This is a genomic window from Streptomyces sp. NPDC056600, from assembly GCF_042792855.1.
Classification (GTDB): Bacteria; Actinomycetota; Actinomycetes; order Streptomycetales; family Streptomycetaceae; genus Streptomyces.
On sequence record NZ_JBHTVQ010000016.1, the window covers coordinates 48,228 to 60,831 of the forward strand.

The 12,604-nt window shown below is 72.4% G+C and carries 10 protein-coding genes and 1 tRNA gene; 4 read left to right on the forward strand and 7 right to left on the reverse strand.

Translation table 11 applies throughout. The features are described 5' to 3' along the window. Positions 1-1,373: 1,373 nt before the first annotated feature. Positions 1,374-2,144 carry a hypothetical protein gene (locus ACFRAV_RS11060; RefSeq protein ID WP_382553754.1) on the reverse strand — a complete coding sequence of 257 codons (771 nt, stop codon included), beginning with the start codon at positions 2,142-2,144 and terminating at the stop codon, positions 1,374-1,376. 454 nt (positions 2,145-2,598) lie between these two features. Here ACFRAV_RS11060 and ACFRAV_RS11065 point away from each other — a divergent pair, with 454 nt between their 5' ends. Next, positions 2,599-2,931 (forward strand): DUF952 domain-containing protein, encoded by a 333-nt coding sequence (locus tag ACFRAV_RS11065; RefSeq protein ID WP_382553757.1) that lies wholly within the window; start codon positions 2,599-2,601, stop codon positions 2,929-2,931. Positions 2,932-3,076: 145 nt separating this feature from the next. Here ACFRAV_RS11065 and ACFRAV_RS11070 read toward each other — a convergent pair whose 3' ends face one another. The 3 genes from ACFRAV_RS11070 to ACFRAV_RS11080 form a co-directional block, all read right to left on the reverse strand. Further along, entirely contained in the window at positions 3,077-3,430 is a 354-nt protein-coding gene (locus tag ACFRAV_RS11070; RefSeq protein ID WP_382553758.1) for a DUF1330 domain-containing protein, read from the reverse strand. Positions 3,431-3,718: 288 nt separating this feature from the next. Further along, positions 3,719-4,096 carry a hypothetical protein gene (locus tag ACFRAV_RS11075; RefSeq protein ID WP_382553760.1) on the reverse strand — a complete coding sequence of 126 codons (378 nt, stop codon included), beginning with the start codon at positions 4,094-4,096 and terminating at the stop codon, positions 3,719-3,721. A 111-nt stretch (positions 4,097-4,207) separates the two neighbouring features. Continuing rightward, positions 4,208-4,284, reverse strand: a tRNA-Thr gene (locus ACFRAV_RS11080). A gap of 190 nt (positions 4,285-4,474) precedes the next feature. On the opposite strand from ACFRAV_RS11080, the gene ACFRAV_RS11085 reads away from it, so the two are divergent. The 3 genes from ACFRAV_RS11085 to ACFRAV_RS11095 all read left to right on the forward strand — a co-directional run bounded on the left by ACFRAV_RS11085 (position 4,475) and on the right by ACFRAV_RS11095 (position 7,109). Beyond that, on the forward strand, positions 4,475-5,587 hold the full coding sequence (locus tag ACFRAV_RS11085) for an ABC transporter ATP-binding protein (protein ID WP_382553762.1): 1,113 nt from the start codon (positions 4,475-4,477) through the stop codon (positions 5,585-5,587). Positions 5,588-5,791: 204 nt separating this feature from the next. Further along, entirely contained in the window at positions 5,792-6,247 is a 456-nt protein-coding gene (locus ACFRAV_RS11090) for a hypothetical protein (RefSeq protein WP_351112959.1), read from the forward strand. A gap of 130 nt (positions 6,248-6,377) precedes the next feature. Further along, positions 6,378-7,109, forward strand: coding sequence for an NDP-sugar synthase (locus tag ACFRAV_RS11095; RefSeq protein WP_382553764.1), 732 nt, complete (start codon positions 6,378-6,380; stop codon positions 7,107-7,109). Between the two features lie 692 nt (positions 7,110-7,801). On the opposite strand, the gene ACFRAV_RS11100 is transcribed toward ACFRAV_RS11095, so the two are convergent. The 3 genes from ACFRAV_RS11100 to cysS form a co-directional block, all read right to left on the reverse strand. Next, positions 7,802-9,919 carry a DoxX family membrane protein gene (locus ACFRAV_RS11100; RefSeq protein WP_382553766.1) on the reverse strand — a complete coding sequence of 706 codons (2,118 nt, stop codon included), beginning with the start codon at positions 9,917-9,919 and terminating at the stop codon, positions 7,802-7,804. A gap of 149 nt (positions 9,920-10,068) precedes the next feature. Next, positions 10,069-11,010, reverse strand: coding sequence for a 23S rRNA (guanosine(2251)-2'-O)-methyltransferase RlmB (rlmB, locus tag ACFRAV_RS11105; protein WP_382553768.1), 942 nt, complete (start codon positions 11,008-11,010; stop codon positions 10,069-10,071). A gap of 102 nt (positions 11,011-11,112) precedes the next feature. Beyond that, positions 11,113-12,513, reverse strand: a complete 1,401-nt coding sequence (gene cysS / locus ACFRAV_RS11110; RefSeq protein ID WP_382553769.1) for a cysteine--tRNA ligase — start codon at positions 12,511-12,513, stop codon at positions 11,113-11,115. Positions 12,514-12,604: the final 91 nt, after the last annotated feature.

Genomic DNA, 12,604 nt, shown 5'->3' on the forward strand with positions numbered 1-12,604 from the left:
GGACCGGGAAGGGCCCAGCCGCTCCCGCCGGGCGAAGGACGGCCCACGTGGCACGCTCCCCCTCCGGTCCGCAGCCGCGCGCCCCGGTGGGGCATCCGGCTCACAGCGGTGAGCGTCCCCCGGGACGCTCACCGCTGTCATCACCACCGCACCGGGCGCTCCCCACCGAGGCGGGGAGCGAGGCCGACCGGATCCGGCGGACGCCGGAAGAGAAGACGATCACCTTCCCGCAGAACCGCACCCGCGTTCAGGTGCCGCCCCACCGAAAGCCGACGGGCCGACCTCGCCGCCACCAACCATGCTGATGCAACACACTCGCTCCTGCAAGCAACATGCAACTAGGCGAAAAGGTGTCCCTCCGGACCCCGGGCACCCGCACCCGCACCGAAAGGCCCTCCGCCTTCAGCCAGTCACGCAGAGGCGGCGCTGGTGAGCAGCGCGCTCCGCAGCGGCGTGCCACCACCCGGGCGGCGACGCACCGGTGACGACGGAGCTGGGCTGACCCGGATGCAGCCCCAGCCTCCGCAGGCCTTCCCCCTGGACGTAGACCTGGAAGAAACCACGCCACCGCCCGTCAGGGCCAGGTCCACAGGCAAGGTCGAACCGGATCTCCTCCGGCCCGAACGGCATCCAGTCGATCCCCCGCTCACGCAGTCAAGCGCGGACGGCAGCCACCGGCCGGGGGCTGCCCGGCAGGTTCTCGTAGCCCGCGACGCGGATCCACTCCACACTGGACGTGTCCATGGCGTCCATGATGCCCGCCCGCTGTCACACCGGTCGAGGTACGAGAAGAGAACACCGTGCTGCTGCCCTTGCCCTTGGTGGGCGTGTTGCTGCTCGTCGGCCTCGCCACTGCGGCGGCAAGCATCGTGACCGCTGTCCTGATGCTGAAGAACCCACCCGTCTCCCCATCCAGGTTCTCCGCACTTCTCGCCCTGCTCTTCGCCTCTTCCGGGACGGCTGTGTACTGCTGCGCCTCGATGGCCGTCGCCCTGGGAGGGCCGTTCCCCGAGCTGTGCGAGGACCGGAACGCCTCCGGCGCCGCACTCGGGGGCGTGGTGCAGGAGTACTGGCCTCTTCGCAGCGCCTGCGTCTACTCCGACGGTGCGACGGTGGAGCACGTCTCCCCGTCGGTCAATGTGCTCGTCCACCTGCTGGCAGGTCTCGCCGTCGTCCTGGCCTTTGCCGGCGCGCTCCTGACCCGTCGGCCCTCCACCGCCCCCGAGGGCTCGCTCGGCACCCCTCGCCAGTCCACGACCGGCGCCCAGTCCGCCGTGAGGTCCGCGCACTCGACGCGCACGGTCCGCGGCGCGCCGGGTCCCGTGCCCGGCGCCGACGGCCCGGCCCCCACCGGGCCGCCGGCGCCGCGGACGTCACTGCACCACGACGCTGTCCCCGGACGACGTGGACGGCCCGGTGGTGGTGTTGCCGTAGTACACCCAGCGCCAGGTACCGGTCGTGGACGCCTTCACGGTCGTCCGGAGATCGCCCGAGCTGTTCGCGTACACCTTCTTCACCGTGGTGTAGGAGCTGGTGCCGGCAGGCTTGAACTGCAGGCTCACGAGACGTCCTCCGTAGGAGGCGTACTTCCTGGTCTCCCAGTTGGCCCGCGTGACCTTTCCGGTCACGGTAATGGTCTTGTCCTTGGCCACCGGTTCGGGCGCGGCGTTGACGGTCAGGCGGGAGTTGCGCTTGACGTACGCCGTCTGCCCCTCGTCGTCGGCGTCGCCGCCGTCGCCCTTGAAGAACACCTGGGCACCGACCTTCCAGGCCCCGGCCTCGCTGTTGCGCATGTCGTATTCGCTCGGGTCGAAGTAGATCGTCTCGTTGAAGTCGCAGACGCCCGCGCTCACCTTGACGCAGTCGCTCCCGTCGATGACGTGCCACAGCTGGTCACCGCCGTTCACGGCACCGCGGTACAGGAACACCCTGGGGTACTCCCACGCCTCCGTGGTCGCCATCCGGAAGGAGGCGGGCACCGCGACCTCCTTCGACACCCCGATCACGATCGGCTTCCCGCCGTTCACCTGGACCCGGGTGAACGAGACCCCACCCTCGGCCGCCCCGGCCGGCACCGCGGCCAACGCCGTGAAAGCCACCGCCGCGCCACCGGCCACGGCGACTCTCCAGACCTGCTTCCCCACCTGATCCCCAATCTCCGTACGGAACCGCTCCCGAAGGCGCGTCCCTCCAGCGCCCTACAGACAGCCGGCACCCCGCCAAGGTTGTACGCCCACGCCTCACAAACGGGCACCAGCCCGTCCCGCCTCCCGCGAGGCGGTGAGGTCGAACGAGCCTCGACCGCGTCCTTCTGACGCGCCGCCAACCTCTTCGCCACGGTGTCGGTCGCCCTGACATACCGCTCCCGCTCACCACACTGGGCCCGCCCCGACGGACCCACGCTCTCGCTGTGCGCGACGAGCCTGAACAGCAGTGCCCGAATCAGCATCTGCTGCCAGTCAGGGTGATCGCTGCCACCTGTCAGCAGGCCGGACGGGGGATCGAACCACAGCAGAATCGAGGTCCGCTCCCCTCGGGTGCGCCAGGTCCGCAGGTCCGCAGGTGCGCTCGGCGGAGCCGGACCCGTAGCGTGACCGCATGCCGAAACCCCAGCACATCGTGCACATCACCGAGCGCTCTCTCTGGGAGACGGCCCGTGAGTCCGGCTCCTTCGAGGTGTCCACCCGTGGCCGCACGCTCCAGCAGGAGGGCTTCGTCCACTTCTCCACCCGCGACCAGCTCCCGCGTATCGCCGCTCTCCTCTACGGCGACCACGAGGGCCCCGACGAGTTGGTGGTGCTGGTCGTCGACCCGGAACAGCTCGACGTCCCGCTGAGATACGAGGCCATGCCACCGCACGGCGAGGAATTCCCGCACGTGTACGGGGCGGTGCCGGTCGCGGCCGTGGTGGCGGTCGAGCCTTGGCAATGAGCGATTAATGGTGCCCTGGTTCTGCGGTGGGTGGTGAGGCAGCCGACCCTTGTCGCACCCCGGGTCGCGGCCTTTACCGTGCGGACGACCTCACCACCGGCAGGGTATGCCTGAAGCAGGCACGGTGCACGGGGCCTGCCGCGTGCTAGGCGTGCTCTCCAGACGCCTCTGCCTGGAGTTTCTCCGCACGTTCACGCGGGTCATACCCGGGCCCGACGCCCTCTACCAGCACGAGGTCTCCGTCGATGTGGTCGGCCCGCAGCCGCAGGATCTTCTGATACTCGGGGGACCCATACCAAGCGCGGGCCTCGGCCATGCCAGGGAACTCAATCAGCACCATGCTGCCGGGCCAGCTGCCTTCCACCACTGCCGTTGGCGGGCCGTGGATCAGGAAGCGGCCATGAAATGGGTCGAGTGTGCCCTGGATGCGTCTGAGGTACTCGAGGACATCTGCGTGGGGTCGACGATCACGTAAGTGCGCGAAACCGTATGCGGGCACGCCCGGCTCCTTCGTTCGTTCCGCTAGGACGGTGCAAACGTAGCCAAGGGCATCGCACACCACAATTACCGCTGTGGTAAGCGCGCTTGGGTCGGGTCCTCCGCCACCGCCCTCCCCAGCTCCCCGCCTCAGCCACCTTCGGCCGGCACCCGCCCGCGGCGCCCTCGCCATCCTGGAGCCCGAGCGCCCCGCCGGAGGCATGTCTTTCACCGCGGCCCGCGGTCGTGCGGTGCTCGACTCTCCTCGCGGAGCGGAGCGCAGCCGGGCTTGAACGAAGCAGGGAAACTCTTACCGCGCTGTCCGGCTCTGCTCGGCTCGGTACTCGTCGAACAGGCTGAAGAACGGCTCCAGGGCTGACTGATCGGCGGCCTCGGCCGCACGCTCGATCTCTGCGGCCCAGCCCAGCGAACTGTGCTGTCCAAGCCGTTCCCACAGCCAGTCGGTGAACGGGCCCGGGTTGCCGGGGGCTCCAGAAGGGCCAGTCTTCGTCGACCCCGTGCGGGTCAGGGCGATGCGGTAGCCCATCAGCACCGATTCGAGGTGTGGCAGGGAGCCGCCACGCACCCACGTCCCTGGGCGCAGGCGCATTTCGTCGAGCAGTTCGTGGACGTCGTGCAGCTCGCTCGCGTGCTTCGGAGCACGTCCGGACGCACCAAGTGCCGGCACCTCAGCGTTCCTACCAGGTGAGGAGCTGTAGTGAACGCCTTCGTTGATGTCGGACGTGGATGTCGAAGGCCCCGGACCATGATCGGTCCGGGGCCTTCGCCGTGTCCTGCCTGGAGCCCCCTGTCGGGTTCGAACCGACGACCCCCGCTTTACAAGAGCGGTGCTCTGGCCAGCTGAGCTAAGGAGGCGCTGCCCGAGCAGTGTACCCACCGGGCCGGGTGGCCCCGTCGGCAATTGTTGCGAAGTTCTCCTCCGGCAACTGCTGACTTTCGGCGGTCCCGCGGGTTAACGTCCCTGCAGTCCGGTCCGCCGGACTCGACATCCACCTTCCACTACGGATCGTCCGGCACGTTCCTGCCGGTGAAGGGGGCCCTCACCATGGCCACTGTTACGTTCGACAAGGCGACCCGGATCTACCCGGGCGGCACCAAGCCCGCCGTCGACGCGCTCGACATCGAGATCCAGGACGGCGAGTTCCTGGTTCTGGTCGGCCCGTCCGGCTGTGGCAAGTCCACCTCCCTGCGCATGCTCGCGGGTCTCGAGGACGTCAACGGCGGCGCGATCCGCATCGGTGACCGCGACGTCACGCACCTGCCGCCGAAGGACCGGGACATCGCCATGGTGTTCCAGAACTACGCGCTGTACCCGCACATGACGGTCGCCGCGAACATGGGCTTCGCGCTCAAGATCGCCGGTGTGCCGAAGGACGTCATCCGCCAGAAGGTGGAGGAGGCCGCGCGCATCCTCGACCTCACCGAGTACCTGGACCGCAAGCCCAAGGCGCTCTCCGGTGGTCAGCGTCAGCGTGTGGCGATGGGCCGCGCCATCGTGCGTGAGCCGCAGGTGTTCCTCATGGACGAGCCGCTGTCCAACCTGGACGCCAAGCTCCGTGTCTCCACCCGTACGCAGATCGCGTCGCTCCAGCGCCGTCTCGGCATCACCACCGTCTACGTCACCCACGACCAGGTCGAGGCCATGACGATGGGTGACCGGGTGGCCGTGCTGAAGGACGGTCTGCTGCAGCAGATCGACACCCCGCGCAACATGTACGACCGTCCCGCCAACCTCTTCGTGGCCGGCTTCATCGGCTCGCCCGCGATGAACCTGGTCGAGGTCCCGATCACCGACGGCGGCGTGATGTTCGGCAACACCGTCGTGCCGGTCAGCCGTGAGGCCATCACCGCCGCCACCAGCCGCGGCGACTCCACGGTGACCGTGGGCGTCCGCCCCGAGCACTTCGACGTGGTGCCGGTCGGCGCCGGCGGTCTCTCCAAGGAGAGCGGCCTCGAGGTCTCGGTCAACGTGGTCGAGGAGCTCGGCGCCGACGGTTACGTCTACGGCACCGCGCGGGTCGGCGGCGAGGACAAGGACCTGGTCGTCCGCGTCAACGGCCGTCAGGTCCCGGAGAAGGGCTCCAAGCTGAGCATCGTCCCGAAGGCCGGCGAGACCCACGTGTTCTCGACCTCCACGGGCGAGCGTCTCTCCGACTGATCTCGGCAGAGCGGTACGCAGGGCCCCGCGGCGTTCGCGCCGCGGGGCCCTCGCGTGTTCCATGCCGTGTGCGCCGGAGAGGAAGAGGGCATGCCGGGCTGCCGGGCGCGGCGTCAACACGGTGACTCGAATGCTCCACCGAAACGTCACCCATCAGGGTTACCAAATGTCGCCGGACGACTACCGCCCGCTACCCTCACTCGCGTGAAGCACACCACGAACCAGCAGACGCGCACCGGCCGTGGTCCCGCCCGCGGGATCGGCCGCACGCTCGCCCTCGTCCTCCCCGTCGTCCTGGTCCTCTCCGGCACGCTCGCGGTCACCCGGGTGAACTGGTCGGGCGAGCCCGCCGACCCGGTGCTGGCCGCTGCGAACGCCGAGGCCCCGGCGGGCGTGTCCGGCCGCCACCGTCCCGCCCCGCAGGACGTGCTGCGCGACCGGCTCCTGACCGAGATGCGGGAGAAGGACCCGGGCGTCGCCCTCACCCACCTCCAGAAGGCGGTCGACGAGCGGCCGTCGCTGGCCCGTCACTGCGCCTCGATCGCCCGTGCGCTCGGGAAGGCGGCGGTCCGCACCTACGGGCCGGTGAAGGCGCAGTCCTTCTCACGGCCGGTGTGCGACACCGCGTTCGCCACGGGGGTGGCCGCGGCGGGGCTCTGACCGCCGGCCGGGCCATGACCGCCGCCACGCCTTGCCGCGGCCCGTCGGAGGGCCGGGCGGGGTCTGGGGCCCGCTCCCTTTTCCACCCTCCTCGTCCTGTGGCGCGCGGGGCGCACGTACAGTGCGGTCCATGACCGATCCGAACGCCGCCGCGCGCCCCGTCCAGGCCGTCATCCTGGCCGGTGGCCAGGGCTCCCGCCTGCGCCCGTACACCGACGACCGGCCCAAGCCGATGGTGGAGATCCCCGGCACCGGTACGCCGATCATCGGCCACCAGATCGCCTGGCTCGCCGCGGAGGGCGTGACCGACGTGGTCGTCAGCTGCGGGCACCTCGCCGAGGTGCTGGAGAAGTGGCTGGAGGGCGCCGACCTGCCGGCGCGGGTCACCACCGTCGTGGAGCCGGAGCCGCTGGGGCGGGGCGGCGGTCTCAAGTACGCGGCGGCGCACCTGCCGCACCCCGACCGGTCCTGGTACGCCACCAACGGCGACATCTGGACGCGGTTCTCGCTGCGGGACATGGCGGACTTCCACACCGGGCGCGGCGCCACGGCGACGCTGGCGCTGGCGCGGCCGCGGCTGCCGTGGGGGGCGGTGCGGACCGACGGGTTCGGGTACATCAGCGACTTCATCGAGGCGCCGCCGTCGACGTTCGAGATCAACGCGGGTGTGTACGTGTTCTCGCCGGAGTTCGCCGAGCAGCTCCCGGAGCGGGGGGACCACGAGCGGAGCACGTTCCCGCAGCTCGCGCGGGAGCGGCGGCTGGCGGGGTACTCCATTCCGCAGGGGGCGTACTGGCGGGCCATCGACACGGCGAAGGACCTCACGGAGGCGGCGAAGGAGCTGGCCGCGCTCAACGGCTGACGGGGTTCGTCGGGGGCGCGGCGTGTGTCTCTTCCCGGCCCCGGCCCCGGCCGCCGCCCTGCCGAGGGCCCGGGCTCCTCGGGCCCTCGGCAGGGCCCGGGCTCCTCGGGCCGGCCACGCCGCCTTCGCTCTCTCCGGCGCACAGCCGTGCCTGCCGTGCCTGCCGTGCCTGCCCTGGCTGCCGTGCCCCCGCCGCTCCTCTGCCGTGCCTGCCGCTCGGCCCATGGCCGCCGTCGTGCGGTCTCCTGCACCGTCTGCGGACGGCTGAGTGCCGCCGGGAGTGCGGCGTGGGCGGCGCCGCCCCTGGCCTCCCCGGCGAGCGGCTTTCCCGCCCTGCCCAAGCCGACTGCACCGCGAGCACGTGACCCGCACAGCAGCGCGGCAATAGGGTCGAGCCCTCGCTGGCAGGACCGTTTGATCCCCCGCCCCGCCCCCTTCCCGGAGGGCTTACGCGGCGCGGTGCGAGCCCGTCCCGCGAGGACGTGAGGTCCTGCGTCCACCCTCCCCCAGACTTCGTCCGGGGGGACCCCCACCGCCCCAGCGGCACGATTGCCCGCAGGGGTGCAGCACGTGCAGCACCAGCAACTGCACGGCACTCCCCCGTCCCGGGTCACCGCGAAGGCCCGGGGCACCGCGAAGGCCCCCGCCGCACCGGGGCGCGGCGGGGGCCAGGGGCCGGGCGGCCGGGGCGGTCAGCCCAGGAGGCCGCCGACGAGGCCCGGCTTGCGGGGGGTTTCGGCGGGGGAGCCGCCGCCGGTGGAGGGGGAGCCGCCGGAGGGGGCGTCGACGGAGGAGCCGGAGCCGCCCGGCGCCTCCTCGGGGGCCGGCTCGACCGGCGGAGCCTGCCCGGACTCGCTCGGCCGCCCGCCCGTGAGGTCACCGGTCGTCCCGGTGTCCGTCCCGGCGACGTCCGCCTCGGGCTCCGCGCCCGCGTTCCGCTCCTCGGACCCGGCCGTGCCGGCCGTCTCCTCCGCGCCCGCGGTGCCCTCGGAGCCCGCCGTGGGGCCGTCCGAGGCCGACTCGGACGGGGACTCGCTCCCCGGCGCCGTGTCGCCCGGCAGCGGCGTGCCCGGCAGCGCGTTGCGCGGGGCCTCGCCGGGGCGCGGCACGACCACCCGGTCCGCGTCCCGCACCGCCGCGCCCAGCAGGGAGCCGACCAGCAGGGTGAGGCCGGCGACGACGCCCGTCGCCAGCGCGCCCCGCTTGAGCACGTAGCGCCGCAGGTCCCAGATCGCGGCCCGCGGACCCAGCCGCCGCCAGGCCCGCCCGGCCAGCGCCCCGTCCGCCGAGTAGACCGGCGCGCCCGCGACCAGCAGCGGCGTCCAGGCCGCCAGGTAGACCACGTCCGCCATCTCGTACACCGGCACGGCCTGCCAGCTCGCGCCGAGCAGCAGCGCGGACGCCAGCAGCACGCCCAGCCCGGCGGCGACCCGCTGCCACAGGCCCAGGACCGTCAGCACGCCGACGATCACCTGGAGGAAGGCCACGGTGAGGCCGGAGCCCACCGGGTGCTGGAGCGCGAAGCCGTGCAGCGGCTCGCCGACGCCGCCCGGCTCGAGGGAGTGCAGCAGCCGGGTCATGGAGCCGCGCTCGCCGCCGTCGAAGTAGACGGGGTCGCAGAGCTTGCCCATGCCGTCGTAGACCGAGACGAAGCCCAGGAAGACCCGCAGCGGCAGCAGCACCACGCCGAGGTTCATCCGGCGGCCGGGGTAGTAGGCGTGCTTCTCCGACGCCCGCCGCCCACCGCGGCCCTCCTCGGTCTCCTCCGCCGTGCGCCCGTCGGCGGCGTACCCGTCAGGGCCGTACCCGTCGGGCCCGTAGCCGTCGGCGGTGTACCCGTCGGCGGTGTACGCGTCCGTCCCGTAGCCGGCCGCGCCGTAACCGTCGTAGCCCTCGCGGCCGGGGCCCGCGTCCGTGTAGGCGCCGGACCGGCCGTAGCCGCCGGAACCGTACCGGTCGCCCTCGCCGTAGCCCTCGTAGGCGCCGGGCGCCAGGTAGCCGGGCTCCTCGAAGGCGCTGCCCACCGACCGCATCGGCGGGAGCAGCCGGGCGCCCTCGCCGATCACGGGGTTCTCCAGGGTGCGCTCGGCCGCGTTCTCCTCGCGGACCCCCGCGTACCCGGCGGGGCCGTCGCCGTAGCGGCCGCCATGGCCCCCGGTGCCGCCGTCGTAACCCTCGCCGAACCCGCTGCCGAAGACGGAGCCGGATTCGCCGAAGTCGGAGCCGAAGTCGGAGCCGGCCCCGGAACCACGGACGGAGCCCGCACGGTCGAAGCCGGAACCGGACCCGGACCCGGACCCGGGAACGTCGAAGCCGGAGCCCGCACCCGGACCCGTGCCGACACCCGTGCCGACGCCCGCGACGGCGTCGGGCGGCCGCGGGATGGTCCGGGTCGCCCCCGGCCCGGCGGCCGTCGGGGTCGCGGGCCGGCCGGAGGCGGCGGAAGCCGGGGCGACGCCTCCGAGCTGCGCGCCCCGCACGGCCTGCAACAGGCGGTGCGCCCCGGTGTCGTCCGGGGCGGTGTGCCCGCTCCAGACGACCGGCCGGCGCCTCTTCCCGGCGGCGGCCGGACCCGGCTGCGCGACGACGGGGATCGGCGCCGTGTCCTCGGTGGCTCTCACGTGCCCGGCGATCCGCGTCGACCTGGCCCGCCGCGCCGAGGCGCCCAACTGCACGCGGAAGCTCAGGTGGTTGACGATGACCTGCGCGGGATCGCAGGGCACCTTCACCATGCTCAGCGCGGGGGTGTCGTCGAAGCCCGACGGACCGTCCCCCAAAGGTGTGCGGGGTGTTCTGGTGTCCACACTCATCTAACCGAGTGACGACACGTAAGGACACTGCCGCGAGCGCCCCGATCTGTCCGAAGCACGTCAAGCTCGGCAGTCGCCCGCAAAACACCCCGCCCGGGCGAATTTCTGCACACCTGTGCGAGGCCCCGCCAGGGGTCCCGCACCGGGGATCAGCCGCGCCGGCGGGCCGCCTCGTAGAGCACGATGCCCGTCGCGACACCGGCGTTGAGCGACTCGGCGCCGCCCGGCATGGGGATGCGGACCCGGTAGTCGCAGGTCTCGCCGACCAGTCGGGACAGGCCCTTGCCCTCGCTGCCGACCACGATCACGACCGGGCCGCCCAGCGCCTCGAGGTCGCCGATCTCGTGCTCGCCGTCGGCCGCCAGGCCGACCACGACCAGGCCGGCCTTCTTGTACTGCTCCAGCGCGCGGGTCAGGTTGGTGGCCCGGGCGACCGGCGTGCGGGCCGCGGTGCCGGCCGAGGTCTTCCAGGCGCCGGCCGTCATACCCGCCGCGCGGCGCTCCGGCACGACCACGCCGTGACCGCCGAAGGCGGAGACGGAGCGGACCACGGCGCCCAGGTTGCGCGGGTCGGTGACGCCGTCCAGCGCCACGACCAGCGGGTCCTCGTCGCTGTCGGCGGCGTCGGCGACCAGGTCCTCGGGGTGCGCGTACTCGTACGGCGGCACCTGCAGGACCAGGCCCTGGTGGTTGAGCCCGTTGGTCATCCGGTCGAGCTCGGGGCGCGGCGCCTCCATGAGGTTGATGCCGCCGCGCTCGGCGGCGAGCTGCAGCGCCTCACGCACCCGCTCGTCGTTGTCGATGAACTGCTGCACGTAGAGCGTCTTGGCGGGCACGCCCTCGCGCAGCGCCTCGACGACCGGGTTGCGGCCGACGACCAGCTCGGAGGTGGAGCGGCCGCCGCCACGGCGGGCGGTGGCGGGCCTGCCCTGGGCGCGACGGGCCTTCGCGTTGGCGGCACGCTGCTTGGCGTGGCCCTTGCGCATCTCGGCGGGCGGGGTCGGTCCCTTGCCCTCGAGACCCCGGCGTCGCTGGCCGCCACTGCCGACCTGCGCGCCCTTCTTACTCGATGCGCGGCGGTCCTTGGACATGAGCTGATCGTCTCCGTGAAGCTGGGGGGATGTGGGTCTGGAAGTGCAAGTGTGCCGCCCGGAGGCCCGGACGGCACATTCGCGCAGGTCACGCAGGTCGGGTCAGCGGCCGCCGAGGGACCAGCGAGGTCCGTGCGGGCTGTCCTCGATGACCAGGCCGGACTTGCCGAGCTGGTCGCGGATGGCGTCGGCGGTCGCCCAGTCCTTGCGGGCCCGAGCCGCTTCGCGCTGCTCCAGCACCAGCTTGACCAGGCCGTCGACGACGCCCTCGAGCTCCTCGCCCCGGCCCTGGGAGCCGCCGGACCACTGCTCGTCCAGCGGGTCGAGGCCGAGCACGCCGAGCATGGCGCGGACCTCGGCCAGGCGGGCGACGGCGGCCTCCTTGTCGTCGGCCGCGAGCGCGCTGTTGCCCTGCCGGACCGTGGTGTGCACGACGGCGAGCGCCTGCGGGGTGCCCAGGTCGTCGTCCATCGCCTCGGCGAAGGCCGGCGGGACCTCGGCGGCCGGCTCGACGGGGCCGCCGGCGAGCTCGACGGCACGCTGGACGAAGCCCTCGATCCGCGCGAACGCGGACTCGGCCTCGCGCAGGGCCTCCTCGCTGTACTCGATCATCGACCGGTAGTGCGGGGTGCCCAGGTAGTAGCGCAGGACGATCGGCCGCCACCGCCCGACCATCTCGGAGACCAGCACCGAGTTGCCCAGCGACTTGGACATCTTCTCGCCGCTCATCGTCACCCAGGCGTTGTGCATCCAGTAGCGCGCGAACTCGTCGCCGAACGCCTTGGACTGGGCGATCTCGTTCTCGTGGTGCGGGAAGATCAGGTCCAGGCCGCCGCCGTGGATGTCGAAGGCGGGGCCCAGGTACTTGTGGGCCATCGCCGAGCACTCCAGGTGCCAGCCCGGGCGGCCGGGGCCGAAGGGCGTCTCCCAGCTGGGCTCGCCGGGCTTCGCCGCCTTCCACATGGCGAAGTCCCGCGGGTCGCGCTTGCCGGCCACGCCCTCGTCGGGCTGGCGGAGGTCGTCGACGTCCTGGTTGGACAGCGACAGGTACTCGGGGAAGGAGCGCACGTCGAAGTAGACGCTGCCGTCCGCCTCGTAGGCGTGGCCGCGCTCGATCAGGCCGCGCATCATCTCGACCATCTCGGTGACGTGGCCGGTGGCCCGCGGCTCGTAGGTCGGGGGCAGGCAGCCGAGCGCGTCGTAGGCGGCCGTGAAGGCCCGCTCGTTCTCGTAACCGATGGACCACCAGGGGCGGCCGTACTCGGCCGACTTGGTGATGATCTTGTCGTCGATGTCGGTGACGTTCCGCACGAACGTCACCTCGTAGCCGCGGTGGGCGAACCAGCGGCGCAGCACGTCGAAGTTGAGGCCCGAGCGGATGTGCCCGATGTGCGGAGCGGCCTGCACGGTGGCACCGCACAGGTAGATCGAGACACAGCCCTGCGTGAGCGGGACGAAGTCACGGATCTGCCGGGCGCTGGTGTCGTACAGGCGAATAGTCACGCCTCAAGAGTAGTGGGGGGGGGGGGGGGGGCAAACGCCCACTGCGAAGTAACCGCGCCCCGCGGTGGGGGCGGAGGCGGGGCGCAGCCGC